The sequence below is a fragment of the Streptomyces sp. NPDC045967 genome (assembly GCF_056430495.1).
The window spans coordinates 138,583-162,229 of the sequence record NZ_JBWKLE010000013.1; the positions used below are offsets into that span (position 1 = coordinate 138,583).

The following is a 23,647-nucleotide window of genomic DNA, read 5'->3' on the forward strand; positions in this document are numbered from 1 at the left end:
GGACACACACGAAAACCCCTCGTTGTTCTACCCCTCCCGGCGGCCTTGCAACCACCGACCCCCGGCGGCGCCCTCCTTCCCCCCCGCGGCCGCGGCGTCGGCGCCCCCCGCGCGGACGGCCGGCCGGGCGAAGGCGGTCGCGGCCTCAGCCACCGGCTCCCGCTGAGGCGGCCTACGCCGCCGTCCCGCCCCCGCGGCCCTGAGGGCCGCGCATCGCACGCCCTCGGATCCCGGTCGGCCTCGGCCGGGATCCGACCGGAACGACGAGGAGCACCCCATGGCAGACGCCCGTCACCCCGCCCATCGGCCATCCCTCGGCTCGCTGCTCCACCCCGCCGGCCTCGGCCCGCGCCTGCTGTCGATGGTCGCGCGCAGGACCGGGCGCCGTACCGCCCCGAGCACCGCGGCCGTCTGCCCGACGGCCGCCTCCTACCGGTCGGGGGCCGGCCGGTCCGGTGGGCCCGGACCGGGCCTGACCGACCGGGCGCGCTGCCCGGACCCCGTCCCCGGCGGCGCCTCCCGGCGTGAACGGGCCCACGAGACCGTCGCCTCCCGCACCACCGGGGCGCACGACCTCGCCTCGCTCCTGGCCATGCTGGGCCTGCCGTCCGGGCCGGACGGCGGGACGTCCCGGCCGGAGGACGGCTGAGGGCCGCCCCCGTGGCCGGGCCGCCGGGTTAGGGCCGGCCGGTGGCGCGTCGGCGCCCTGCGGGCCGCCGGCGTACGACTCACCGGCGTACGAGCGCGAGCTGCTGGTTCATCTCGGCCAGGAACCGCACCACCACGTGCAGCTCGTCCTCGCTGAACCTGGCCCGGACGGTGTCCGTGCCGTGGGCCAGGGGGCGGAAGTAGTCGCGTGCCACGGCCCTGGCCGCCTGCGCGTAGTGCAGGTGGACCACGCGGCGGTCGTCGGCCGCCCTGACGCGGCGGATGTGCCCGGCCTTCTCCAGCCGGTCCAGGCAGGCGGTCATGGTTCCGGAGGTGAGGTTCATCCGCTTGCGCAGCCGGCCCGGCGTCATCGGGACGCCGTCCTCCTCGTGGTCGGCGTCCAGGACCGCGATGAGCGCCTGCACGTCCGTGAGGTGCAGGCCCTGCGCCTGGGCGAATTCCTGCGCGATGCGGTTGAACTCGGCGTTCATCCGGCGGAGCAGCACGGCGAAGGACTGCATCCCGATCGGGTCGTCGGCCGGAAGGGGAGGCGAGGTGCTGTCGGTATCACGCATGACCTCAGGATAAGATCTCTCGATCATTGAGATTGTTCACCGGTGACTTACCGGTTCACGGCAAGGGGTTATGCATGAGGAGCACACCACGTTGGGCCCGCTGGATCGTGCCGCTCGTGCTGCTGCTCGTCTGGCTGGGCGTCGGCGGGGGGCTCGGCCCGTACGCGGGCAAGCTGGGCGAGGTCGCCACGAACGACCAGGCCGCCTTCCTGCCGCGGAGTGCCGAGTCGACGCGGGCCCTCGAGGCCCGCAAGGCGTTCGAGACGTCGGAGTCCGTCCCCGCCATCGTCGTGTGGACGGCGGCGCAGGACCGACCGGTGGAGGTGGGGCAGCAGGAGGCCGCCACCCGCGCGGTCGGCGCTCTCGCCGGGCGGCCGGGCATCGCCTCCGCGCCCTCGCCCGCGGTCGTCTCCGCCGACGGCCGGGCGATCCAGGCGGTGGTCCCGCTCGCCCCCGACCTGGGCGAGGAGCTCGGAACGGTCCTGGACGAGGTGCGGACCGCGGCGCGGGGCGTACCCGGCACCACCGTCCACATCGCCGGTCCCGCGGCCAGCCAGGCGGACCTGTCGGACGCGTTCGCCGGAATCGACGGGCTGCTGCTGGGCGTTGCCCTCGGCGCGGTGCTGCTGATCCTGCTGCTGGTCTACCGCAGCCTGCTGCTCCCCCTGGTGATCATCGTCGGAGCCGTGCTCGCGCTCGGTCTGGCCTGCGCGGTCGTCTACGCCTTGGCCGACCGGGGAATCGTGCGCGTGGACGGCCAGGTGCAGGGGATCCTGTCCATCCTGGTGATCGGGGCCGCGACCGACTACGCACTGCTCCTCGCGGCGCGCTTCCGGGAGGAGCTCGCCGCACGGGGGGACCGGGCGGACGCGGCGCTGGCCGCCGTGCACCGGTCGGCCGGGGCGATCACCGCCAGCGCGGCGACCGTGGCCCTGGGACTGCTGGCGCTGCTGGCGAGCGACCTGACCAACAACCGGGCCCTCGGACCGGTCGGCGCCATCGGCATCGTCTGCGCGGTCCTGAGCACCTTGACCTTCCTGCCGGCCGTACTGGCGCTGCTGGGCCGGGCCGCCTACTGGCCGGCCACCCCCGGGCCCGCCGACGCCGCGGGGGAAGGCCACGGGGTGTGGCGCCGCGTCGCGGCGCTGATCGACCGCTCGCCGCGCCGCGTCTGGGTGTCCACCACGCTCCTGCTGCTGGTCCTGGCCGGCTTCTCCCCCACCCTGTCCTCCAAGGGCGTGCCGCTGGAGGAGATCTTCGTCAACGACGCGCCCTCGGTCAGCGCCCAGCGGACCGTCGCCCGGCACTTCCCCGGCGGTTCGGGCAATCCGGTGGTCGTCATCGCCGATGCGGGACGGGCCGCGGAGGTCCGCGCGGCGGCCGAGGGGACGGCAGGCGTCGCCACGGTCGTTCCCGTCACCACCGGCGGCCGGCCGGGCACGGGCGCTCCGCTCGTCGTGGACGGCCGGGTGCGCCTGGACGCCACGCTCGAGGCGGCCGCCGACAGCGACGCCGCGAAGGAGACGGTCCAGCGGCTGCGCGAGCGGGTCCACGCGGTGCCGGACGCCGACGCGCTGGTGGGGGGTTACACGGCCCAGCAGTTCGACACCCAGCTGACCTCGGCCCGGGACCGGGCCGTGATCGTACCGGTCGTGCTGGGCATCATCCTGCTGATCCTGGTCCTGCTCCTGCGGTCCGTGCTCGTGCCCGTCCTGCTGGTGGCGACGGTGGCGCTCAACTTCCTCGCCACGCTGGGGGTGTCGGCCCTGGTCTTCGGCCACGTGCTCGGTTTCAGCGGGACGGACGCCTCGGTCCCGCTCTACGGCTTCGTGTTCCTGGTCGCCCTCGGTGTCGACTACAACATCTTCCTGATGTCCCGGGTACGCGAGGAAGCGCTCGCCTCGGGGACGCGCGAGGGCGTCCTGAAGGGGCTGATCACCACCGGCGGGGTGATCACCTCCGCGGGCGTGGTCCTCGCCGCGACCTTCGCGGCCCTGATGGTGATCCCCCTGGCCTTCCTCGTCCAGATCGCCTTCATCGTCGCCTTCGGGGTCCTGCTGGACACGCTGGTCGTGCGGTCCCTGCTGGTGCCGGCCCTGGTCATCGACATCGGCCCCCGCGCCTGGTGGCCCAGCGCACTGGCCCGCCGGAGCGGGAAGCCGACGGATCCGGGGAGCGCGGCCCCGGCGACCGCGGCGCGGTAGTCGGGCGGGCGGCCGGAGAGCCGGGCAGCACGGGGCAGCGCCGCGCCGGAGCGTCGACTCAGCGCAACAGGGCTCCGCGCAAGGTGATGCCGTGGCGCGTGCGCAGCCGCCGCAACTCCCACATCGCCACGGCGGTGACGGACAGGGGCGCTCCCAGCAGGAAGGCCAGCCGGGCTCCGAACGGCACGCTGTCGTAGGTGCCCCGGAACAGGTCGAAGAGGGCGAGCTCCCACACCAGGAGCGTCGCCAGCAGCGGGGGGAGCGTCTCGTGGAGGTCCGCCGTCCTGAAAACGTGGACGAGTGACTGGGCGATGCCGTAGAAGGCGAAGGGCGCGAGCCACAACAGGAAGGCGCCCAGGGCGAACAGCACTACCACCCGGCCGGCGGACGCCGTCCAGTCGGTGTTCTCGTCCACCCAGCCGAGCCCGGTGGGCAGGCGGGGCGCGGCCAGCGTGAGGACCAGCGCGAGCAGCGCCCCGGCCGGCTTTCCGGCGCGGCGCAGGAACAGCCGCCGATGGGGTGGGCGGGCCACGGCGATGAAGGCTGCGACGGCGACCGGGAAGGTCACCGCCAGCACGATCAGGGCCGTACGGATCTGCCCGAACCGGTCGTCGACCACGCCGTCGGCGTCGGCCACCACCCCATAGGAGAGCAGCATCCAGGTGATGGCGACCAGTCCGATCACCGTCCGCAGGACCTGGACCCTCTTCACCACGGGATCGTGCACGCGGTCCGGCCGGGACGGCGTGAACACCGCGCGCCCCACGGCGATCGGGTTGAAGAGCCGTCCGAAGGTCAGCCGGCGCGCCGCGGCCGGGGGTCCCGGGACGGGCGGCCGGCTCTGCACGGGGGGTCGACCCGATCCGTACGCGTTCCACGGCGTCCCGCCGCCGTCCCCGCTCGCGTTCATCCCCGTGTCCTTCGTCTCGCCGTACCGCCGACCTCCAGGAGCATAGGCGGGGATCTCCGGCCCGCGTGGACGCGGCCGCCGTGCCCGCTCCCCGGCCGCCCGGCGGGGACCCGCGCACGGGTGTGCCCCCGGCGTCGCACGCGCCGGGGGCACACGCGGAGTCGCGCTACGGCGCCGTCGCCGGCATGACGTGACCGAGCAGGCCCTCCCTCGTGCACAAGGCCCCTCGCAGTCGGCCCGGTTGGAGACGAAGTGGTCGAACGCGGCAGGGGCGAAGCACCGGTAGAGCGGCACCGAACCGGGCACCGCCCTGTTGTACACGTATCCGACTGCCCCCAGGGGCTGTTGGCCCTCGCAGCGCGGGCCGGGGGTCAGCAGCGAGTGGTCCGCCTCCTTGCACTCGTAGAGCCGGGTGGTGCCGGGCGCCGGTTCCCGCAGTACCTTCCAGACCCCTTCGTGCGTGAACCCGGCGGGCAGGGGGCGCGAGGAGGCCAGGTGCCCGGCATGCGGGCGGTACCCGCGGACCAAGGGCGTGTAGGGGGTGGTGTGGCCGCCGGCGCGCCCCCAGGTGCGCAGGTAGCCGTCGGCACTTTGCATGAGTTCGTCCACCACGTCCTGGCCGCCCGTGACCCGGATGTCCTCGATCCAGTCCAGTACGAGGCCGTAGTGGGTGCCCCCTCCGTCGGTGTTGACGTCCCAGGTACGCGAGCCGGTGACCTGCCGATCTGCGGAGCCCGGATTCACCGCCCTGCGGGCCCGTGCAGCGCCGCCCGCCCCGGTGTGCGGCCCATGGCCGGCCCGCTCCTGCCGACCCGGCTCGGCGCGGTTCGCGACACGCCGGTGCCCGTGCGGTGTCCGCACGGCTCTGCGGGGTGATCCCGCAGCACAAACGCCTGAAGGCCCGATGGCTTTACGTGACCGAGATATGCAAATTGCCTATAAGCGTGACGAATAAGACATATTCCGGAAGACTGAGCGGCCGTCGAGAGCAAAGAGCACCTCGCCGGGGCCAGTTCCCCGGCGTGAGGCAGAACCTGCATCCCGCACGGAGGTTTCACGATGGTCTCCACCCGAACGGACACGGCCGGTTCCCCGGACACGCCGGGGCCCTCACCCCGCTGCCCCCAGAGCCTCACGTCGTCCATTCTCGTCATCTTCCTGGCCGTCTCCACGATGACCTGCGGCACCGCCTCGGCCGACGCGGCCGTACCGTACGGCGTAAAGGCGGTGGCCGTGGCAGCGTCCAAACGGGGGGCTCCGTACGCCTACGGCGCGACGGGGCCGAAACGCTTCGACTGCTCCGGCCTCACGCTCTACGCCTTCCGCAAGGCCGGACGCAAGCTGCCGCGGACGGCCAACCAGCAGTATCAGCAGACGCGCCGCATCCCCCCGGTCCAGCGCGCCCCTGGTGACCTGGTGTTCTTCCCGAAGGGAACCACGATGAGCCACGTCGGCATCTACGCCGGCCGGGGCAAGATCTGGCATGCCCCGCGCCCCGGCGGGCACGTGCGGCTGGAGCGGATCTGGAGCCGCAACGTCCGATACGGGCGCGCCGGCTGAGCCCGCCCGGAGTGCGCCGACCGGGCTCCAGGGGACGACACGCAACCCGCGGCCCTGGCACCCGAACCCGCGCGCCATGCGAACGGCGCCTCAAGCGAGGCGAGTTGGGCCGACACCCGCCGCGCGACCTACACCGTCGCCTCGCCCAGCGGCGCGGAGGTGATGTGTGCCATGGGGGCGCAACGGACCTGGTAGCGCCCATTGGGGACGCGTTCGGCCTCGGCGAGCCGGACCGTGAGCGGACCCGCCCACTCGAAGCCCTGGCTCTCACCGTGGCGCGCCAGCCGGTCGGTCAGCTCCTGCCCCACGGCGGCGAGGTGCGGGGCGATCTGCGCGTAGGCGGGTCCCGGCAACTCGACCGTGTACACGTTGGGTGCCATGGTGCGATGCGAACTGCACACGACGACATGCTCGTCACACGTGCGCAGGAGCGCCGCCACCACCTCCGCTTCCACCTTCTCGCCGCCGAACAGCTTCTCCGCGACTGCCTGTTCGGCCCTCTCGATGACCCTTTCCCAACTCTTCAGTGTGCCCATGAACCGCGCTTTCCCTGGTTCCGCGAGGGCACGCGTCCTCGCGCACCGGATGGCACGAACGGCTCAACGGGAACCGTCGTGTCCTGGGGAGGGGCCGGCCACGGAGGGGCGCTTTCCGGACGTTCGCGAGGGGGTGCCCCTGCCGCGTGACGGTGGGCCCGCGTTGGGGGTATCCGCGGTGGTGGCTGCAAGGTGCAGACCGTGTGCCATCACCGGAACAAGGAGGTCAGCCATGCTGATCACGGTCACGCGCACAGGAGGATTCGCCGGCTTCGAGAAGGTGCGCGCGCTCGACACGTCGGAGCGCGAGGACGCGGCGGAACTGGAGGAGCTCGCGAAACGGGCCGTGGCTTCCGTCGCCGACGGGTACCAGTACCGGATCACCGTCGACGACGAGGTACTCGACGTCCAGGATCCGTGCCTCACCGACGAGCAGCGCACCCTGATCCGAACCGTCCTCGGCGAAGGAGCCTGACACGCCCCGGGGCTCCGCCGGGCTGCAACGGAAGGTCAAGTCCAGTGCGAGCGACAGGAGTCGGGCCGTCATGACACACGGCCAAGTCGCCAGCGGCGCGAGCCGCGCAACCGACTCCCCGGCGGCTACCCGGGACCGCGGTGCAGGCCCAGGCGCGCGGCGAAGGCCGAGAACGTCGGGGCCACGACCCGCCACCGGCAGGTGGCGGGGTCCGTCCAGAAGTCGCTCCCGACCACGCACGGGTCTGCGGGGTCGGTGCGGTAGTCGAGCGCGAGGGCACCGTCGTCGCCGGGGTTGCGGGTGAGGGCGATCAACACGGCCTGATCAGCGTCGAGCCACGGCAGTTCGAGCGGGGTGGTCGCATGCCGTCCGCGTGCCACGGCGAAGTCTGCTCGGGGTTCTTCACAAAGGCGAGCGCGTCCTCGAACCAGGGGACGGCCTCGGCCGGCGCCGCATCGCCCGGATGACGCCACAGGTCCTGGTCGATGAGGGATGCCAGTCGGGCGGGGAGAGCGAGCCCGCGGACTGTCGAAGGCGCCATCGAGCACACTTTTTCGCACGGCGGGGCGGCGTCGCCGCAGTCCCCCGGTCGGACGCGGGGCCCGTACGGCGCGCGTACGGGTGAGTGGCTGCTGCGATCGGCTGGTAGCTCGGCCCGATCGGGGCGGCGTCCCGCGCGGCGTGGCCCCGCGTTGCATCATGTGCCTGCTGACGGCCCGTCCCCGCCTGTGGACGGCGTCCCGTCGGCCCGCCGGTCCCGCACGCGCCGGCCACCCGAGCCGCATGGAGGCCCCGCATGAACCGTGCCTGGACCCGCGCCCTGCCGGCGGCCGCCGTACTGGCGGCTCTCGCCGCGGCCACCACGGGCTGCTCGGGTGACAGCACACCGTCCGATGTCGCCTCGAAGGCGGCCTCCGCCGTGCAGTCGGTCGGCGCGGGGCTGGACGCCGCCGCGGCCGACGCCAAGAAGAAGCTCGAGAACGTCAAGGACGGGGTGGACGCGAAGGCCGACGTCCGGCTCGGGGACCCGGCCAAGGACACGGACGGACACGGCACGGTGCCACTCACGGTGTCCAACACCGCGCAGGACAAGAAGTCGTTCGCGGTCCAGGTCGACTTCCGCGACTCCGGCGGCAACCTCCTCGACACGGTCGTCGTGACCGTCCCGGACGTCGCCGCCGGAGCCACGGGCCAGGGCACGGCCCGCAGCACCCGCGGCCTGTCCGGAGACGTTCGGGCGAGCGTCGGAACCGCCCTGCGCTACTGACCTCCGTCGTGGCCGCACCGGCGGCCGCCGCTCCCGGCGGAGCTCACCCGCGCCCCCAGCACCGGCGCGCCAGCACATAGGCGACCAGGACGGCGCCGACCACGAGCAGCGGGGTCCGGTTGGCGCGTACCGTCGTGGCGAGGTGACCGGCTCGGGACGAGCCGTCCGCGCCCGGGTCGGCCGCCGTCTTGTCCCGCACCAGGTGTGCGGCGTATTCGACCTTCTCGCGGATCTGCGCGCTGACCTGCGCCGCCTTCTCGGTGGCCTGCTCCTTGACCGCCACTGCCTTCTCCGCGGCCTGCTCCTTGACGGCCGCCGCCTTCTCCTTCGCCTGTGCCTTGACGTCCGCCTTCGCCGCCAGGGCCTCGACGGTCCGGCCGAGCTCGTCGCGGGTCTGCTCGATCTGCCCGCGCAGTTCCTCGGCGGTGGGAGCGGATTCCTTGTCGGACGCCTTCGACCCGTTCGAACCGTTGACCCCGTGGGATCCGTTGGACTCGTTGCTCATCGGTGTGCCTTCCCCTTGATCTCGGCGACGTCCGCCTTGACGCTGTCGATGGTCTGCTCGGGCGTCGGCGCACCGGCCCGCTCGATCTGCTTCTTGCCCGCCATGCCGACCACCGCGGCCGTCGCCGCCAGCACCGCGGCGACGATCAGCGCCGAGGCCCATACCGGCAGTACCAGGGCCAGGGCTGCGATGCCCGCCGCCACGAGGGCCTGAGCCGCCAGGATGCCGAGAAGACCGGCTCCGCCGAACAGGCCGCCGCCGGTGCCGTACCGCTTCCCCTTCTGCGCCATCTCCGTCCGTGCGAGCCGCATCTCCTCGCGGACCAGCTCGGAGATCTGCTGTGACGCCCGCGAGACCAGCGCACCCACCGAGTCGTCGGCAGCGCGGACCCGCTGCTCGGTCGTAGTCACGATTCGTTCACCTCGTCCCACTTGATCGATGCGCACCGTCCGCGCGGCGGCCGCCGCCGGCCCCTGGCCGGCGCGGCCCGCCCGGGCGCGGTACGGCACGCGTGTGTCCCCGTCACCCCGCGACTACCCGACGGCGGCGCGGTCACCCGCCTTCCGCGCAGATGGCTCCCGCCGGCCGCTGGGGCACGGGCGCCTGCCGCGTTGCGCACGCTCAGGAGTCCACTGCCTGCGGATCCCGGTCGGAAGCGGGCCAGACGTACGGCAGGTCGTCCGGAACCCCGGGGAAGCGGTCCCGGTAGAAGGCCGGGTCCTTGCGCACGAGCGCGGACTGGTGGCTGCGGTGGAACTCCGGCGCTCCCAGCCACGGCGGCAGCTCTCCGCTCGCGGCCAGCTGCTCCTGCGCGCGTACGGTTCCTCCCGGCCGCCACGCTCCGAAGTCGCCGAGCAGGGTCACGGCGCAGGTGTCGGAGCGGCCCTCGGCCGTCCACACCCCGCAGACGTCCAGTCCGTAGCGGACGAGGGCCTCCTCGTAACCGGTCCACATCCGGACCGCGGGGTGTCTGCGCCAGCCGTATCCCGGGACGATCAGCCCCCGTAGCACCTGCAGTGCCTCGACCCGTTGCTTGCCGAGCCGCCGGCCGTCCAGTGACCGCGCCGACGCCTCGAACGACGGGAAGGGGAGAAACGTCTGCACAGGGACCTCTCCTCTCGCGCTTCCTGCCCTGCGGCTTCCCGCGCCGGCCCCGCTCACACCGGGCGCGGCGGGCCGGCTCCCGGGCGCGCGGGGACCGGCCCGGGCTCAGGGGGCCACGCGGCACGCGGTCACGGCGGTCCCATTGGTCACGCCGCCCGCCGTCAGTCCCGACACGCACCTCTCGTGGTTGCCGGACGATCCGGTGGAGCACGCGGTGCGGATGTTCTCCGCGGCCTCGCCCCCGCGCAGCTCCCGCTCGACCTGGTTGATGCAGGCCGCGACATCCGCGTGGGCGGCTGGGGCGGAGAGGGCGACGCCGCCGAGCGTGAGGGCCATGGCGGCGAGGACGGGGGCGATACGGGTGGATGTGCGTGTGCGCATGGGACGCACCTGCTTTCGGATCGTCGCGGGACCGGCACCCGCATATGACGTACCGGCATTCCACGGAACGGCGCCGAGCGCTTCCGGCCGACCGCAGGGCACGTGCCGGACCGGCTGCCGAGCCGGGGCCCGGCCCAGCGCCTGACCGGCTCGGCTCGGCTCGGCAGGACATGCCCCTCCTTCGACGCTAGGGCAACGCCCCGCACCCCGCACCCCGCCGCCGGTCGTGCCCTCCGCGGGCGCTCGACCGCGGCGGGCAGTGCGGGGCCCGGCGGCCCCTGCCCGAGATCGGCCGACGGGCCCTTCGGCGCGTCGTGGCGCCGGACGCCCGCCCCCGCGGCCCCCTACCGTGAGCGCATGGATCAGGACCGCAAGCCCATGGAACAGCGCATCACGCTCGTCACCCTCGGCGTCCGCGACCTCGACCGCGCCCGACGCTTCTACGAGGCACTGGGCTGGCGCGGCCAGGAGGTGCAACGCACCGTCTTCTACCAGGCCGGCGGCCTCGGGCTGGTCCTGTGGGACCGCGATCTCCTGGCGGCGGACTGCGGCTTGGGCTCCGGACCGTCGGGGGCCGAGGGCAGGCAGGGGCCGTCCAGCCCCGCCGCCGGCCGCTTCGGGGGCATCGCCCTGGCCCACAACGTCCGTTCCCGCGCCGAGGTGGACGAACTCCTGGCCGCCGTGGAGGCAGCCGGCGGGACGGTGACCAAGCCCGCCGCCGACAACGCCATCGGGTTCTACTCCGGCGCGTTCACCGACCCGGACGGGCACCCCTGGGAGGTCGCCCACAACCCGGGCTTCCCCCTCGCCGCCGACGGCTCGTTGACGTTGCCCGACTTCGGCGCCCCCTGAGGCGGCATCCCGGTCGAGGTAGGCCACCGGCTGCCCATTGGCCGGGGCCCGTGGCACGGCGGCCCTGCGAGACTCGCCACCAGACGCCGCACTCAAGGAGTTGTGATGCAGGTAGCCGTGGTGACGTTCGACGGTTTCAACGAGCTCGACAGTTTCATCGCCTCCGCACTGATCAACCGGTGCCGCAAGGACGGCCTGGAGGCTTTCATCACCACCCCCACGCCGGTCGTCACGTCGATGAACGGCGTCGAGGTGACCGGCCAGCGCCCGATGGAGTTCGTGACCGCGGCCGACGTCGTGCTGATCGGCAGCGGGGTGAAGACGCGCGAGGTCGTCGCCGACGACCGGCTGCTCGCCATGCTGCCGCTCGACCCCGCGCGTCAGCTGATCGGTTCGCAGTGCTCCGGGGCGCTCGTGCTGGCCCGGCTCGGACTGCTGGACGGCATGCCGGCCTGTGCGGACCTCACGAGCCGGCCCTTCGTGGAGGCCTGCGGCGTCACCGTGCTGGACGCGCCCTTCCACGCCGAGGGGAACATCGCCACGGCGGGCGGTTGCCTGGCATCGGAGTACCTCGCCGCGTGGGTGATCTCCCGGACCCTGGGCGAGGACGCCGCCCGGGACGTCATCGACTACGCGGCGCCGGTCGGCGAGAAGCAGGCGCGGGTCGAGCAGGTCATGCGGGCCGTGCACGCGGGCGAGGCGGCACTGCGCTGACGCGCCGCGCCCCCTCCGCGGGTTGTCGTGCTTCGGCTCGGACGGTCAGGCTGGAGGGGGCGCCGCCGGCGTCACCCGCCCACCGAGCCGAAAGCAGTCCGCCGTGCACCCACTTCCCGCCGACCGCGACCCCCGCCCGGACCCGGACCCGGCGGTGCTGCACCCGCTCCCCGGCCAGCCGCGGGTGGTCCTGCTGCAGCCCCTGGTGACCTCGCCGCTGATCGAGGTCGGCGCGTACTCGTACTACGACGACCCGGTGGACGCGACCGGGTTCGAGACCCGCAACGTGCTCTACCACTACGGGCCGGAGAAGCTCGTCATCGGGAAGTTCTGCGCGCTGGGCACCGGCGTCCGGTTCATCATGAACGGCGCCAACCACCGTATGGACGGCCCCTCCACGTTCCCCTTCCCCCTCATGGGCGGCCCCTGGTCTGACCACTTCGACCTGCTCGGCGGCCTGCCGGGGCGCGGGGACACCGTCGTCGGCAACGACGTCTGGTTCGGCTACGACACCCTGGTGATGCCCGGAGTGCGCATCGGGAATGGCGCGATCATCGCTTCGCGCGCCGTCGTCGTCGACGACGTCCCCGACTACGCGATCGTCGGAGGCAACCCCGCCCGGGTCATCCGCACCCGCTACGACCGGGACGACATCGCCCGCCTGCTCGCCCTCGCCTGGTGGGACTGGCCGGTGGAACACCTCACCCGGCACATCAGGACCATCATGTCCGGCACCGTCGACGACCTCGAAAGGGCCGCGCCGCGCGGCTGAGCAGCCTGACCGGCCGCCCTCCGCCGGGGGGAGGGCCGTGACCGGCGACGGACCGGCCGAACGCCGCGGGGCGGACCGACCGTTGCCGGTCCGCCCCGCAGCGCGCAAGCCGCCCGGATCAGCCGCCCAGGTGGTGCCCCTGCGCCCACTCCACGCCGCCGTCAGCGGCACAGTTCGAGGTGTAGATGGGGCCGGTGAACCCCGGGCGGCTGGCGGGTACCGCGGCAAGCGACGAGCACTCCGCCGCGAAGCCCGCGCGACCGCCGAAGAAGGATTCGAGCTCGGTCCCGTCGTTGGCCAGGGCGGCACCGGCCCCGCCGAGCAGGATGCCGGCGGCCAGGGCGGATGCGGTGACAGCAGAACGAATGCGCATGACTCTCCTATGGATCCACGAACGAAGCGCAAGCAGATGTGCGCGTCGGCCAGTCCAACCGCCCGGAGGCGCCGTCGGGAACGCCAGTTCACTCCAATGCCACCAGCGGTAACGTTTCGGCACTTCGCGTCCCTTCGGTGCGCCCCTGATGAGCCGTCACACGCCCCTGCCGCCGTTGACCATGGGCAGCGCCGGGGAAGCTGACGACGGGGGAAGCCGCATGCTGACGGGAATCGTGATCGACGCGCTGGACGTCGTACACATGGACCGCTTTTGGCGGGCGGCGGCGCACGGCCGCACGAACGGACTGCGCCTGCGCTTCGAGCCGGCCGCGGCGCCGAAGGAGCCGCACAAGAACCGGCTCCACCTCGACCTGGCCGGGGGGCCGGAGTGGGAAGCCGAGGTGGAGCGCCTGCTCCGGCTCGGTGCGACGCGGGCCGACATCGGCCAGGGGGACGTGCCGTGGGACGTACTGGCCGATCCGGAAGGCAACGAGTTCTGCGTGCTGCGTCCCGGTCACCCGGGTGTGCTGACCGACGCGGGGCTCGTCGCGGTCTGCCTCGACGTCTCCGAGGAGGAACGTCCCGCCCAGGAAGCCTTCTGGCGGCATCGGGCGGACTGGCGCGCGGCCGAATCACACGACTGGGGCGTCCGACTGCGCCGGAGCCCCACCAGCCCCGTATCGCTCGTGATGGGTCCGCCCGCGGCCCCGAAGACGGCCCGCAACAGACTGCGCCTGGAGGTCACCGACAGCGGCACGGAACCGGGCGAGTTCCGCGACGCCGGCGGGAACGAGTTCCACGTCACGCACTGACCCGCGCGACCGGGCGGACCGTCGCGACGGCGCGCCTGGCGGGTCCCGGCGCGCAGCCGGTGGCCGAGCGCACGGGTGGGCCGTACGGCGTGTCCACCGCGAGACGGCGGGGCGGGGCCGGTGGCGCTGCCTACCGTGGGCCCATGGACAGTCAGTCAGCGCGGCCGGTGGCCGCGTACGGGATCCGGTCCGCACGGCCCACCGAGGCCGGGGCGGTCGCCGGGCTCCTGGCCCGCGCCTTCGCCGACGATCCCGTGATGGCCTGGATGTTTCCCGACGCCGCCGACAGGGAGCGCAGGAGCGCCCGCTACTTCAAGCTGGCCCAGAGGCAGCAGCGGCCGCGCGCCGGCGCGGTCCGGGTCGCCGCGACCGGCGAAGGACGGCTGCTGGCGGCCGCGCTCTGGTCCGGACCCGGGCGTTGGAAGACCTCCGCCGTACGGGAGCTGGCGGCGCTCCCCCACTACGCCCGCGTCTTCGGCCTGCGCGGGATGGAGCGGGCCGGGGAGGTGCAGAACGCCCTCCACGAAGCCCATCCCGGCACCCCGCACTGGTACCTGCCCTCCGTGGGAACGGACCCCGGGCTGCGGGGGACGGGAGTCGGTTCGGCGCTGCTGCGCCAGCAGCTGGCCGACTGCGACCGGCTCGCGCAGCCCGTCTACCTGGAGTCCAGCAAGGAGGCCAACGTGCCCTTCTACGAACGCCTGGGCTTCCGGGTGACCGGCGAACTCCGGCTCCCGGGAGGCGGGCCGACGCTGTGGCCCATGTGGCGCGAACCGCGTGCCGGGGCCGGGCCGACGGCCCCGTAGGACGCCCTTGTCCCTGCGTTGCCGCCACGGCCGCCGCGCGGGCCCGCCGTCACCCGGTGTGGAGGATCCGGAAGCGGTCGGGGTGCTCCGGGTCCCGGTCGGCGACCTGCACCGGCGCCCAGGCCCATTGCCACACGCCGATGCCCGGCGTACGGGAGAAGCGGATCCTCCCCCGCGTGCCTTCCACCGCGACGCACGGCCAGGATCCGCCGGTGCGCCCCGGGGCCGCACCCCGGGCGCGCAGCACATCGGCGAGGACGGTGACCGTGTCGTAGCCCTCGAAGGCGACGAAGGAGGGTGCTTCGCCCAGCCGCTCGCGCAGGGCCGTTTCCACGCGCCGGCCCAACGGGCCGAGGCGCTCGGGCAGGTAGCGCAGGAACGGCACCCCGGTGGCGTCGTCGCCCAGCAGCGTCACCCACTCGGTGAACTCGGGCTGTCCGGCCGGTGCGCCGATCAGCATTCCGGCCAGACGCCGGTCCGCACGGACGGCCCGGACGATCGGCACCGCCGGGCGGGGGTAGCCGGCCAGCAGGAGGAGGGCTGTCGCACGGTCGTCGACGAGTGCCTCGCACAGGGCGGCGGGGGTCAGGGCGTGCAGGTCGCGTTCGATGACGGTGCCGCCGCGTGGAGCGAGGCGCTCGCGCAGGATGCGGGTACCGGACGCCCAGTAGACGCTCGACTCGGCTGCCACCGCGATGCGCTCGTGGCCCGCGCCGAGGAGGAAGTCGGCATAGATCCGCCAGCCGTGGGACTGCGCCGGGGCGAGGCGCGCGACCAGTTCCGTGGGCTGTTCGGTGAGCGCGTCGATCACCGCCGAGGAGCAGAGGAACGGCAGGCCGAGGGCGTCGGCCCGGGCGGCAGCGGTGCGGGCGACGACGCTGTGGTACTCCCCCGCGAGGGCGGCGACCCCGAGGCGGGCCAGGTCCTCCACGGCCGCCGCGGCCTTGCGGGGGTCGGCCGCCGTGTCCCGGACCAGCAGTTCCAGGGGCCTTCCGGCGATCCCGCCGGAGGCGTTGACCTCGCGAGCCGCCAGTTCGATTCCGGTGAGCAGGTGCCGCCCCGCCTCGACCCAGCCGGGTCTGCTCAGCGGGACGAGCACGCCGATCCGGACGGGGGAACCGGAAGGGGGCGGGTTCGTCTGTTGTCGCCGTGGCCGGCGCATGGGGGTGACCATGCCGGACATTGCATCCACCGCGGTCACCGGGGGCAACCGATTTCCGGGGCTCCGGCCCCCGGAGCGCGCCGGCCCGCACCGGGTTTGCCGGACGAGAGGGGGTGCGCCCTCGGGTGCACCCCCTCGGTGGCCCGCGCCCGAACGGTCGGGGGCGGGGTGACGTCACCGTCGGGCGTGGGTGAGCGTGCAGGCGCCGTCCGTGCACCTGCGTTCGAGCCGGCCGCGGGAGACGGTCTGCGCCAGGCCGACCATCCAGCAGGTGGGACAGCCGCGGAAGGCGACCAGCGCCAGCGGGGTCACCAGCAGGATGGCCGGGCCGGCGACGGGCAGCAGCGCGATCGGTCCGATGATCAGACCGAAGCCGATGGCACCGCGCGCCAGATGGCGGGGGACGGACCGGCTGGCGAAATGCGTCGCCCGTACGCGGCCGGAGTCGGCGGTGGTCGGGTCCTGCGCAGCCTCTGCGGGATTCCGGGGGGCGGTTACGTGCTTCGTGGAGCTCGCGTCGGTCATCGGGTTCACGGTCGTGGGTCTCCTCCGGTTGGTCGGTGGCTGGGCTGGTGGGGCGGTTGCCCGGTCGCCGCCAGATCGCGCCGCAGAGCCGCGCGTGCGCGGTGCAGCCGCGACTTCATGGCGGCGCCGCTGAGGCCGAGCGTCTGGGCGACGGTCTTGCCGGGCAGGCCCTGAACGTCCCGCATGATCAGGACCTGCCGCAGGTCGCGGGGAAGGGCGCTGACCGCCGCCGCGATCCGGCCCGCCTCCAGCCGGCGCAACACCGCCTCCTCAGCGGACGGTTGGGCGAAGGCGGCCGGTCCGTCCGCCGCCTCCTCGCTCCGCAGGACGAACGACCTCACCTGGCGGAGGCATTCGTTGCGCACGATCCGGAACATCCACGAGGCGAGCGCGCCGGTGGCCCGCAGGGTGCCGATCTTCCGGTAGAGGATGATCAGCGCTTCCTGCGCGGCGTCCTCCGCGTCCTGCGGGGTGGCGCACAGCGACAGGGCGAACTTGCGTACGTGGGGCTGGGATTCCATGACGACGGTGGTGAGCGACGTGACGTCGCCGTCCTGCGCCGCCTTGATCAGCCGTTCGTCCGGCCAGCGGAAGTGCGGGGTCATCTGCTGCTCATCTCGTGGGGATCTTCCGCTCGCGGCCGCGCCGGTCAGCCGCGGCTCCGGTAGCGCCGCATCAGGTGCCAGCTGCACGCGCACACGAGCAGGACTCCGATCACTACGAGGCCGGTGACCATCATGCGTGTTCCCTTCGGTTCTCCAGCGGCCCCATCGGCCGGTACGGGGACAAGAGGCGGGCGGACCCGGAAAGGATTCGGCCCCGGCCGAAGTTTTTTCGCATCGCCTCGCCTCGAGCAGGGCTCCGGAGCCGGGGAGGGCCATGCCGTACCGGCGTCGATCTTCCGTACCCGCGGAACGTGGCACGATGGGCCCACCGCGCCGCAACCAACACGAGAGGGACAGTTTTGCCTGCTCCACGGATGAGCACCACGCCACTGCCCGGCATCGGGGTCCAGTACGACCTCACCACGCGCGAGCACCGCCACCTGTCGGTGATCGCGCACCGTGACGGCACGCGGACGGTGAACGTCTACCGCGCCGACGATCCCGACGCATGTGCACAGTCGCTGCACTTGAGCGGGCCGGAGACCGGCGTTCTCATCGACGCCCTGATGCCCGCGCACCACAGCCCGAACGTCCTGCACACCACCGATCTGGGGCTGGTCGCGGAGCGGATCGAGCTGTCGGCGCATTCGCAGTGGAACGGCCGGCTGCTGGGCGAGACGCGGATGCGGACCGAGACCGGCGTCTCGATCGTGGCCGTGCTGCGCCGTGCGGAGGCCCGCCCTTCCCCGGCGCCGGACTTCCGTCTGGCCGGCGGGGACACGCTCATCGTCATCGGCACCCGCGAGGGCGTCGACGCCGCCGCCGCGATACTCGGGCGGGAGTGAGCGCCCGTGCATTCCGCTCTCTTCCTGATCGAGTTCGGTGCGATCATCCTCGGCCTGGGCCTGCTCGGCCGGGTCGCCGGGCGCCTGAAGTTCTCCCCGATCCCCCTCTACCTCCTGGCCGGCCTCGCCTTCGGCACCGGCGGCCTCCTGCCGCTCCCCGCCAGCGAGGAGTTCGTGGCGATCGGCGCCGAGATCGGTGTGATCCTGCTGCTGCTGATGCTCGGCCTGGAGTACACGGCCAGCGATCTGGTCTCCAACCTCAAGACCCAGTACCCGGCCGGGCTGGTGGACTTCGGGCTGAACGCCGTGCCCGGGGCCGCCGCCGCGCTGCTCATGGGCTGGGGCCCCGTCGCCGCCGTCGTGCTGGCCGGGGTCACCTGGATCTCCTCCTCCGGGGTCATCGCCAAGGTGATGGGCGATCTCGGCCGCGTGGGCAACCGCGAGACACCCGTCATCCTCAGCATCCTGGTCCTCGAGGACCTGGCGATGGCCGTCTACCTGCCGATCGTCACCGCCCTCCTCGCCGGAGTCAGCCTGGCCGCCGGCAGCGCGACGCTCGCCATCGCCCTCGGCGTCGCGGGGGCGGTGCTCTTCGTCGCACTCCGCTACGGCCGCCACATCTCGCGCTTCGTCTCCAGCGACGACCCGGAGAAACTGCTGCTCGTCGTACTCGGTCTGACCCTGCTCGTCGCGGGCATCGCCCAGCAGCTGCAGGTGTCCGCCGCCGTCGGCGCGTTCCTCGTCGGGATCGCCCTGTCGGGCGAGGTCGCCGAGGGCACGCACACCCTGCTCAGCCCGCTGCGGGACCTGTTCGCCGCCGTGTTCTTCGTCTTCTTCGGCCTGCACACCGACCCCGCGAGCATTCCGCCGGTCCTGCTGCCCGCCCTCGCGCTGGCGGTGGTCACCGCCGGTACGAAGATCGCGACCGGGTACTGGGCCGCCCGGCGGGCCGGGGTCGGGGTGAAGGGCCGCTGGCGGGCCGGCGGCACGCTCGTCGCCCGCGGCGAGTTCTCCATCGTCATCGCCGGCCTCGCCGTCACCGCCGGGATCGAACCCGCCCTGGGCCCGCTCGCCACCGCGTACGTCCTGATCCTCGTGGTGATCGGCCCTCTGACGGCCCGCTACACCGAGCCCGCCGCGGCCTGGGTCATCCGGCGGCGCACGCCGCCGTCTGCGGCCCCGGCGGGCGCACCCCGCCGGACCGGAGCCCCGGAGGCAGTCCAGGACCAGGACCCGGTCGGCCGAGCCTGACCGAGGGGGCCCGGCTGCGGCGGGGCGGGCCGGCCGGCAGGCCGGGCGGCGGGCGGCGGGCCGGGCGGCGGGCGGCGGGCGGCGGGCGGCGGGCCGGGCGGCGGGCGGCGGGCGGCGGGCGGCGGGCGGGGACACCGATCGCCGCCCACCGGCCCGTCGCCGTCGCCGTCGCCGTCGCCGTCGCCGTCGCCCAAGAATTGGCCAAGGGCAGGCCAAAACCGGGAGCGGCGGCGCACACGCAGGGCCGGCCTCGTCTAATTTGCCCCCACATGACAGGCAATGCCGAACCGCATGCAGCCCTCGGACGCCGCAGGCTCGTCCGGGCGTCACTGGCCGGGGCGGCCGTGGCGCTCACCGCCGGGCTGGTGGCCGACGCCCCGTCGGCAGGAGTCGGCGGGCAAGGGCAGGGGACTCGGCCCGATACGCCCGAGTCCGCCCTGCGGGTGCTTCTCGCGGGCAACGCCCGCTGGCAGACGCTCCACGAGCGGCATCCGGACGAGACGCGGGCCGTGCGCCAGACCCTGGTCTCCGGCCAGCACCCCTTCGCCACCGTCCTGGGGTGTGTGGACTCCCGCGTCCCGCCGGAGCTGGTGTTCGACCAGGGCCTGGGCGACCTGCTGACCGTGCGCTCGGCGGGCCCCGTCCTCGACGAGGCGGTGCTCGCCAGCATCACCTACGGGGTCCTCGAACTCGGCATCCCCCTCGTCGTCGTGCTGGGCCACCAGTCGTGCGGAGCCGTCACGGCGGCCGTCCGCGCCACCGGGACCGGCGAGCGGTTGCCCGGGCACATGCAGTACCTGGTCGACCAGATCCGTCCCGGGATCGACCCCGCCCTCCGGCCGGCGGAGCGCGTGGACGCGGCCATCACGGCGAACGTGCGGCTGGTGCGCTCCCGCCTCCTCGCCGAGCCCGGCATCGCGGCGGGAGTCGCCGCGGGCGGACTGGCCGTGGTCGGGGCGCGGTACGAACTCACCAGCCAGCGGGTTCGCCGCATCGGCTGACCCGTCAGTCCCTCCCCCCGGCCTCGGCGGCCTTGGCGGCGATGTCCTGCAGGACCGCCTGGGGATCGGCGCCGGGTTCCACGGCCCGCCCGATGCTGCGTTTGATGGTGTCGCTGACCGCCATCCACGCCGGGTCGTTGACGGGGTAGAGCTGGGCGCCGCGCAGGGCGGCCAGGAACTGCTCGTCGTTCTCGTCGAGGCCGCCGCCGGCCGGGGTGCGGGAGGCGGTGACGGTGGACGGCAGCAGGTGGTATCGGTCGGCGAAGTCCGAGAGGTTCTTGTCCTGGTAGAGGAAGTCCAGGAAGGCGCCGATCTCGGCGCGCTTGCCGTTCTGCTTGAACGCCATCATCCAGTCCGCCACCCCCACGGTGGGCGGGGTCTCGCCGGGGCCGAGCGTGTCCGACACGGGCATCGAGACCGTGCCGACGGTGATGCCCTTGGCACGGGCCTCGTGGGCGAGCGAGGGATAGCCGTTGAGCATGCCGACCTCGCCGCGCAGGAAGGCGGCGAAGGCGTCGGCGCGGTCCAGGCGGGAGGGCGGGATGGGGCCCGTGAGGCCGGGGGCTACGAGGTTCTCCTTGACCCAAGCCCAGGTCTCGACGTTCGCCTCGGAGGCCAGGCTGTAGCCGCCGCCGTTGTCGGCGTAGCCACCGCCGTTGCTCAGTTGCCAGATCAGCGCCTCGGCGTGCGCCTCCTCAGGCCCGAGCGGCAGGGCGTACGGGAACGTCACCCCCTTCTCCTTGAGCGCCTTCGCGGCGGCCTTCAGCTGGGACCAGGTCTTCGGCGGCTGGGCGATCCCGGCCTTGGTGAACAGCGCCTGGTTGTAGAAGAGCAGGCGGCTGCTCGCCACGAACGGCAGCCCGTAGAGGGTGGTGCCGACGGTGCCGGCCTCCGCGAGCGGCTGGAGGAAATTCGCCTCGGCGGCGACCGGCAGGAGCTCTTCGGCGGAGTAGAGCCGTCCCTGGGCCGCGAAGTCCGAGTAGGAGCCCATGAGCGCCATGTCCGGCGCCTTGCCCGCCTTGACCATGCGGGAGACCTCGCGGTCGATGTCGGCCCACGGCAGCAGCTCGACCTCGACCTTGACGCCGGGGTGCGCGGCGGTGAAGTCCGCGGTGGTCTTGTCCCAGAACGCCTTGGAGCTGGTGGCGGGGGTGTCGCCGTACTCGGCGGCCACCAGGCGCAGTGTGCCGGCGTCCGCCCCGCCCTCGGTGCTCCTGCAGCCGGTCAGCGGTATCAGCAGTCCGAGTACGACCGCGGTGGCGGCCGTGCCCTGAGTTCTTCGTCGCACGAACGTGTTCCCCTGATCTCGTTCTGGTTCCGGATACAGCTCATGTCGCTCCGGGTCAGGGGTGCCACGCCGAGGCCCGTGGGCCGGGATTCTCTCCCGAGCACGGCGTGATTGCTTCCGCTTGTGCGTGATGTGTGGTCGATGATCCAGCCGGGGACTTGCCTGCTCGTAGGTTTCGACATCCGTCTCGGAGGATCCGGCTATTTCACCGAGCCGGCCATGACCCCTTGCACGAAGTGCCGTTGGAAGGCGAAGAAGACGATCAGCGGAACCACCAGGGACAGGAACGCCCCGGGCGCGAGGACGCCGATGTTGCTTCCGAACTGCCGCATCTGGGACTGCAGGGCGACCGTGAGCGGCTGGGACCCGCTGTCCGCGAAGAGCAGCGCCACGAGCATGTCGTTCCAGACCCAGAGGAACTGGAAGATCGCCAGGCTCGCGATGGCCGGCCGGCCGAGCGGCAGCACGAGTCGGGAGAAGATGCGCCACTCGCTGCCGCCGTCCATGCGTGCCGCTTCCAGCATTTCGCGCGGTATCTCGGCGAAGTAGTTGCGCAGCAGGAAGATCGCGAACGGCAGTCCGTAGGCGACGTGGAAGAGGACGACGCCCGCGATCGTGCCGAACAGGCCCACCGCGCCGAAGAGTTTGGCCACGGGCAGCAGGCCGATCTGCACGGGCACGACCAGCAGTCCGACGACGACCAGGAAGACGCCGTCGCGGCCGGGGAACTCCAGCCAGGCGAAGGCGTATCCGGCGAGTGAGGCGAGGGCGACCACCAGGGCGGTGGTGGGCACGGATATCAGGAGGGTGTTGCCGAAGGCCTCCGCGATGCCCGCGTCCGCCAGCAGGGTGCGGTAGTTGTCCAGGGAGAGCTGGGACGGGTCGGTGAGCGCGGTCCACCAGCCGGCGGAGGCGTTGTCCCGCTCGGAGCGCAGCGAGGACAGGAGCAGGCCCGCCAGCGGGGTGATCCACACGAGGGCGGTGAGGATCAGTGCGCCCTGGACGACGGAGTTGCCCAGGAAGCGCGTCAGCCGGTTCCCGCGCCGGGGCCGGGGCACGGGCGCGGTGGCGGAGGGAGGGACGGCTGCCACCCGCGGGGCGTAGGGGCGCTCGACGGTGCGGTGGCCGCTCATGCTCCACTCCTTCGGAATCGCTTGATGTTGAAGACCATGGCCGGGACGACGAGCAGGAGGAGCACCACGCTCAGCGCGCTGCCGAGGCCCTGGTCGTTGCCGCCGCCGAAGGAGACCAGCCACATGCGGGTGGCCAGGACGTTCGCCTCTTCCTGGACGGGTCCGGGCGCGATGATGTAGACGAGGTCGAAGACCTTCATCACGTTGATCACGAGGGTGACGAAGACGACGGTGAGCACCGGCGCCAGCAGTGGCACGGTGATCTTGCGGAAGATCTGCCCCTCGGTGGCGCCGTCCATCCGTGCCGCCTCCAGCGCGTCGCGCGGGACGGCCGCGAGGCCGGCGCCGATCAGGACCATCGCGAAGCCGGTCCACACCCACAGGTAGGCCCCGATGACGGCCGGGGTCACCAGCGCCGGGCCGAGCCAGTTCACTCCCTGGTAGGGGGCCTCGAAGTTGGCGGCGGGCAGGGCGAGGGTGTACTCGCCGTCGGTCAGCCCGGTGAAGCGGAAGGACCCGTTCTCGGCGGTGGTGGCGGTCGCGGCCACCCGGCCGTCCCGGACGGCTTCGACCGTCATGCCGGGCAGCCCCTTCTCTCCCGGGTCGACCGCGCCGGGGGTACCGGCGCCGCCGGGGGCGAAGTCGAGGTGGACCACTCCCCCGATCGCGCGGCCGTCGGGTGCCGCCGCGGCCGCGGCCTTCGCTCCGGCCGGCACCGCGTCGGGCGCCACCCCGACGAAGCCGAGGCTGACCTGCTGGCCCGGCCGTACGGTCCGCCCGGTGCTGTAGGGGCCGCCCGCGGGGCCGGTCAGGCCGTGCCCCTCCCGGGGGCGGGCGGTCGGATAGGCGGCGGCGTCGTCGAAGGCGTCGTGGACGCCGACGACGGCGGCATTGAGCACGCCCCGGTCCGGGTCCTGTTCGTAGGCGAGCCGGAAGATGATCCCCGCGGCGAGGAACGAGACGGCCATCGGCAGGAAGAGGACGAGCTTGAAGGCGGTCGCCCAGCGGACCTTCTCGGTGAGTACGGCGAGGAGCAACCCGAGCCCGGTCAGCAGGGCGGGGGCGACGACGACCCACAGGGTGCTGTTCCGGATGGCCTTGAGGGTGGCCGGGTCGTGGACGATCGCGGCGTAGTTGGCGGCTCCGACGAAGCGGTCGCCGCCGGCGTCGAAGAGGCTGCGGCCGACGGAGAAGAGGACGGGGTAGACGACCAGCGCGCCGAGCAGCAGCAGGGCGGGCAGGACGAAGACGACGGCGAGGCGGCGCTTCTTGCGCTCGGCCCGGCGCCGCCCGTCGGTGTCGGGGCGGGGGCGGGCGGCCGGGGTCTGGGTCTGGGCCATG

General features: G+C 73.3%; 28 protein-coding genes. 13 read left to right on the forward strand and 15 right to left on the reverse strand.

All coding sequences use genetic code 11. The annotated features are described in order from the left end of the window. Window positions 1–277 precede the first annotated feature (277 nt). Window positions 278–649 carry a hypothetical protein gene (locus tag AC07FY_RS23810; protein WP_479009323.1) on the forward strand — a complete coding sequence of 124 codons (372 nt, stop codon included), beginning with the start codon at window positions 278–280 and terminating at the stop codon, window positions 647–649. A 79-nt stretch (window positions 650–728) separates the two neighbouring features. Here the strand turns inward: AC07FY_RS23810 and AC07FY_RS23815 are convergent, their stop codons facing one another. Continuing rightward, the gene (locus tag AC07FY_RS23815) at window positions 729–1,223 is read right to left on the reverse strand and encodes a MarR family winged helix-turn-helix transcriptional regulator (RefSeq protein ID WP_479009325.1); all 495 of its coding nucleotides are present in this window, start codon (window positions 1,221–1,223) and stop codon (window positions 729–731) included. Window positions 1,224–1,297: 74 nt separating this feature from the next. Here AC07FY_RS23815 and AC07FY_RS23820 point away from each other — a divergent pair, with 74 nt between their 5' ends. Further along, a complete protein-coding gene (locus AC07FY_RS23820) occupies window positions 1,298–3,427 on the forward strand; it encodes an MMPL family transporter (protein WP_479009327.1) in 2,130 nt (709 codons plus the stop codon). Window positions 3,428–3,485: 58 nt separating this feature from the next. Here the strand turns inward: AC07FY_RS23820 and AC07FY_RS23825 are convergent, their stop codons facing one another. Next, complete coding sequence (locus AC07FY_RS23825) at window positions 3,486–5,081, reverse strand: hypothetical protein (RefSeq protein ID WP_479009329.1); 1,596 nt, start codon at window positions 5,079–5,081, stop codon at window positions 3,486–3,488. A 315-nt stretch (window positions 5,082–5,396) separates the two neighbouring features. Here AC07FY_RS23825 and AC07FY_RS23830 point away from each other — a divergent pair, with 315 nt between their 5' ends. Continuing rightward, entirely contained in the window at window positions 5,397–5,897 is a 501-nt protein-coding gene (locus AC07FY_RS23830; RefSeq protein WP_479009331.1) for a C40 family peptidase, read from the forward strand. A gap of 128 nt (window positions 5,898–6,025) precedes the next feature. Here AC07FY_RS23830 and AC07FY_RS23835 read toward each other — a convergent pair whose 3' ends face one another. Then, a complete protein-coding gene (locus AC07FY_RS23835) occupies window positions 6,026–6,433 on the reverse strand; it encodes a DUF3662 domain-containing protein (RefSeq protein ID WP_479009332.1) in 408 nt (135 codons plus the stop codon). Window positions 6,434–6,665: 232 nt separating this feature from the next. Between AC07FY_RS23835 and AC07FY_RS23840 the strand changes: the two genes are divergently transcribed. Further along, the gene (locus AC07FY_RS23840; protein WP_479009334.1) at window positions 6,666–6,908 is read left to right on the forward strand and encodes a protealysin inhibitor emfourin; all 243 of its coding nucleotides are present in this window, start codon (window positions 6,666–6,668) and stop codon (window positions 6,906–6,908) included. 125 nt (window positions 6,909–7,033) lie between these two features. Here AC07FY_RS23840 and AC07FY_RS23845 read toward each other — a convergent pair whose 3' ends face one another. After that, window positions 7,034–7,288 carry a hypothetical protein gene (locus AC07FY_RS23845; RefSeq protein ID WP_479009336.1) on the reverse strand — a complete coding sequence of 85 codons (255 nt, stop codon included), beginning with the start codon at window positions 7,286–7,288 and terminating at the stop codon, window positions 7,034–7,036. 416 nt (window positions 7,289–7,704) lie between these two features. Between AC07FY_RS23845 and AC07FY_RS23850 the strand changes: the two genes are divergently transcribed. Further along, on the forward strand, window positions 7,705–8,175 hold the full coding sequence (locus AC07FY_RS23850) for a hypothetical protein (RefSeq protein WP_479009338.1): 471 nt from the start codon (window positions 7,705–7,707) through the stop codon (window positions 8,173–8,175). 43 nt (window positions 8,176–8,218) lie between these two features. Here the strand turns inward: AC07FY_RS23850 and AC07FY_RS23855 are convergent, their stop codons facing one another. The 4 genes from AC07FY_RS23855 to AC07FY_RS23870 form a co-directional block, all read right to left on the reverse strand. Beyond that, window positions 8,219–8,680: a DUF3618 domain-containing protein gene (locus AC07FY_RS23855; RefSeq protein WP_479009340.1), complete on the reverse strand. Its 462-nt coding sequence runs from the start codon at window positions 8,678–8,680 to the stop codon at window positions 8,219–8,221. Further along, window positions 8,677–9,090 carry a phage holin family protein gene (locus AC07FY_RS23860; protein WP_479009342.1) on the reverse strand — a complete coding sequence of 138 codons (414 nt, stop codon included), beginning with the start codon at window positions 9,088–9,090 and terminating at the stop codon, window positions 8,677–8,679. Before AC07FY_RS23860 ends, AC07FY_RS23855 begins: the two co-directional genes overlap by 4 nt. Window positions 9,091–9,301: 211 nt before the next feature. Next, on the reverse strand, window positions 9,302–9,784 hold the full coding sequence (locus AC07FY_RS23865; RefSeq protein ID WP_479009344.1) for an MSMEG_6728 family protein: 483 nt from the start codon (window positions 9,782–9,784) through the stop codon (window positions 9,302–9,304). 105 nt (window positions 9,785–9,889) lie between these two features. Next, window positions 9,890–10,165 carry a hypothetical protein gene (locus AC07FY_RS23870; protein ID WP_479009346.1) on the reverse strand — a complete coding sequence of 92 codons (276 nt, stop codon included), beginning with the start codon at window positions 10,163–10,165 and terminating at the stop codon, window positions 9,890–9,892. 378 nt (window positions 10,166–10,543) lie between these two features. On the opposite strand from AC07FY_RS23870, the gene AC07FY_RS23875 reads away from it, so the two are divergent. The 3 genes from AC07FY_RS23875 (at window position 10,544) to AC07FY_RS23885 (ending at window position 12,503) form a co-directional block, all read left to right on the forward strand. Then, window positions 10,544–11,017 carry a VOC family protein gene (locus AC07FY_RS23875; protein ID WP_479009438.1) on the forward strand — a complete coding sequence of 158 codons (474 nt, stop codon included), beginning with the start codon at window positions 10,544–10,546 and terminating at the stop codon, window positions 11,015–11,017. Window positions 11,018–11,122: 105 nt separating this feature from the next. Continuing rightward, entirely contained in the window at window positions 11,123–11,731 is a 609-nt protein-coding gene (locus tag AC07FY_RS23880; protein ID WP_479009348.1) for a DJ-1/PfpI family protein, read from the forward strand. A gap of 103 nt (window positions 11,732–11,834) precedes the next feature. Then, window positions 11,835–12,503: a CatB-related O-acetyltransferase gene (locus AC07FY_RS23885; protein WP_479009350.1), complete on the forward strand. Its 669-nt coding sequence runs from the start codon at window positions 11,835–11,837 to the stop codon at window positions 12,501–12,503. Between the two features lie 118 nt (window positions 12,504–12,621). Here AC07FY_RS23885 and AC07FY_RS23890 read toward each other — a convergent pair whose 3' ends face one another. Continuing rightward, window positions 12,622–12,876: a hypothetical protein gene (locus AC07FY_RS23890; RefSeq protein WP_479009352.1), complete on the reverse strand. Its 255-nt coding sequence runs from the start codon at window positions 12,874–12,876 to the stop codon at window positions 12,622–12,624. 220 nt (window positions 12,877–13,096) lie between these two features. Here AC07FY_RS23890 and AC07FY_RS23895 point away from each other — a divergent pair, with 220 nt between their 5' ends. Further along, window positions 13,097–13,690 carry a VOC family protein gene (locus AC07FY_RS23895; RefSeq protein ID WP_479009354.1) on the forward strand — a complete coding sequence of 198 codons (594 nt, stop codon included), beginning with the start codon at window positions 13,097–13,099 and terminating at the stop codon, window positions 13,688–13,690. Window positions 13,691–13,833: 143 nt separating this feature from the next. Then, the gene (locus AC07FY_RS23900) at window positions 13,834–14,496 is read left to right on the forward strand and encodes a GNAT family N-acetyltransferase (RefSeq protein ID WP_479009356.1); all 663 of its coding nucleotides are present in this window, start codon (window positions 13,834–13,836) and stop codon (window positions 14,494–14,496) included. A gap of 49 nt (window positions 14,497–14,545) precedes the next feature. Here the strand turns inward: AC07FY_RS23900 and AC07FY_RS23905 are convergent, their stop codons facing one another. From AC07FY_RS23905 to AC07FY_RS23915, 3 genes are all read right to left on the reverse strand, one after another. After that, the gene (locus tag AC07FY_RS23905) at window positions 14,546–15,670 is read right to left on the reverse strand and encodes an ABC transporter substrate-binding protein (protein WP_479009358.1); all 1,125 of its coding nucleotides are present in this window, start codon (window positions 15,668–15,670) and stop codon (window positions 14,546–14,548) included. 162 nt (window positions 15,671–15,832) lie between these two features. Next, window positions 15,833–16,183, reverse strand: a complete 351-nt coding sequence (locus tag AC07FY_RS23910) for a hypothetical protein (protein WP_479009441.1) — start codon at window positions 16,181–16,183, stop codon at window positions 15,833–15,835. 5 nt (window positions 16,184–16,188) lie between these two features. After that, window positions 16,189–16,788 carry an RNA polymerase sigma factor gene (locus AC07FY_RS23915; RefSeq protein ID WP_479009360.1) on the reverse strand — a complete coding sequence of 200 codons (600 nt, stop codon included), beginning with the start codon at window positions 16,786–16,788 and terminating at the stop codon, window positions 16,189–16,191. Between the two features lie 359 nt (window positions 16,789–17,147). Between AC07FY_RS23915 and AC07FY_RS23920 the strand changes: the two genes are divergently transcribed. The 3 genes from AC07FY_RS23920 to AC07FY_RS23930 all read left to right on the forward strand — a co-directional run bounded on the left by AC07FY_RS23920 (window position 17,148) and on the right by AC07FY_RS23930 (window position 19,885). Continuing rightward, the gene (locus tag AC07FY_RS23920; RefSeq protein WP_479009362.1) at window positions 17,148–17,633 is read left to right on the forward strand and encodes a cation:proton antiporter regulatory subunit; all 486 of its coding nucleotides are present in this window, start codon (window positions 17,148–17,150) and stop codon (window positions 17,631–17,633) included. A 6-nt stretch (window positions 17,634–17,639) separates the two neighbouring features. After that, the gene (locus AC07FY_RS23925; RefSeq protein WP_479009364.1) at window positions 17,640–18,884 is read left to right on the forward strand and encodes a cation:proton antiporter; all 1,245 of its coding nucleotides are present in this window, start codon (window positions 17,640–17,642) and stop codon (window positions 18,882–18,884) included. Window positions 18,885–19,153: 269 nt separating this feature from the next. Next, complete coding sequence (locus AC07FY_RS23930) at window positions 19,154–19,885, forward strand: carbonic anhydrase (RefSeq protein WP_479009366.1); 732 nt, start codon at window positions 19,154–19,156, stop codon at window positions 19,883–19,885. Window positions 19,886–19,889: 4 nt separating this feature from the next. On the opposite strand, the gene AC07FY_RS23935 is transcribed toward AC07FY_RS23930, so the two are convergent. The 3 genes from AC07FY_RS23935 to AC07FY_RS23945 form a co-directional block, all read right to left on the reverse strand. Next, window positions 19,890–21,173, reverse strand: a complete 1,284-nt coding sequence (locus AC07FY_RS23935; RefSeq protein ID WP_479009368.1) for an extracellular solute-binding protein — start codon at window positions 21,171–21,173, stop codon at window positions 19,890–19,892. Window positions 21,174–21,373: 200 nt separating this feature from the next. Next, window positions 21,374–22,306 carry a carbohydrate ABC transporter permease gene (locus AC07FY_RS23940; protein ID WP_479009370.1) on the reverse strand — a complete coding sequence of 311 codons (933 nt, stop codon included), beginning with the start codon at window positions 22,304–22,306 and terminating at the stop codon, window positions 21,374–21,376. Next, window positions 22,303–23,646 carry an ABC transporter permease gene (locus tag AC07FY_RS23945; RefSeq protein ID WP_479009372.1) on the reverse strand — a complete coding sequence of 448 codons (1,344 nt, stop codon included), beginning with the start codon at window positions 23,644–23,646 and terminating at the stop codon, window positions 22,303–22,305. Before AC07FY_RS23945 ends, AC07FY_RS23940 begins: the two co-directional genes overlap by 4 nt. Window position 23,647 lies beyond the last annotated feature (1 nt).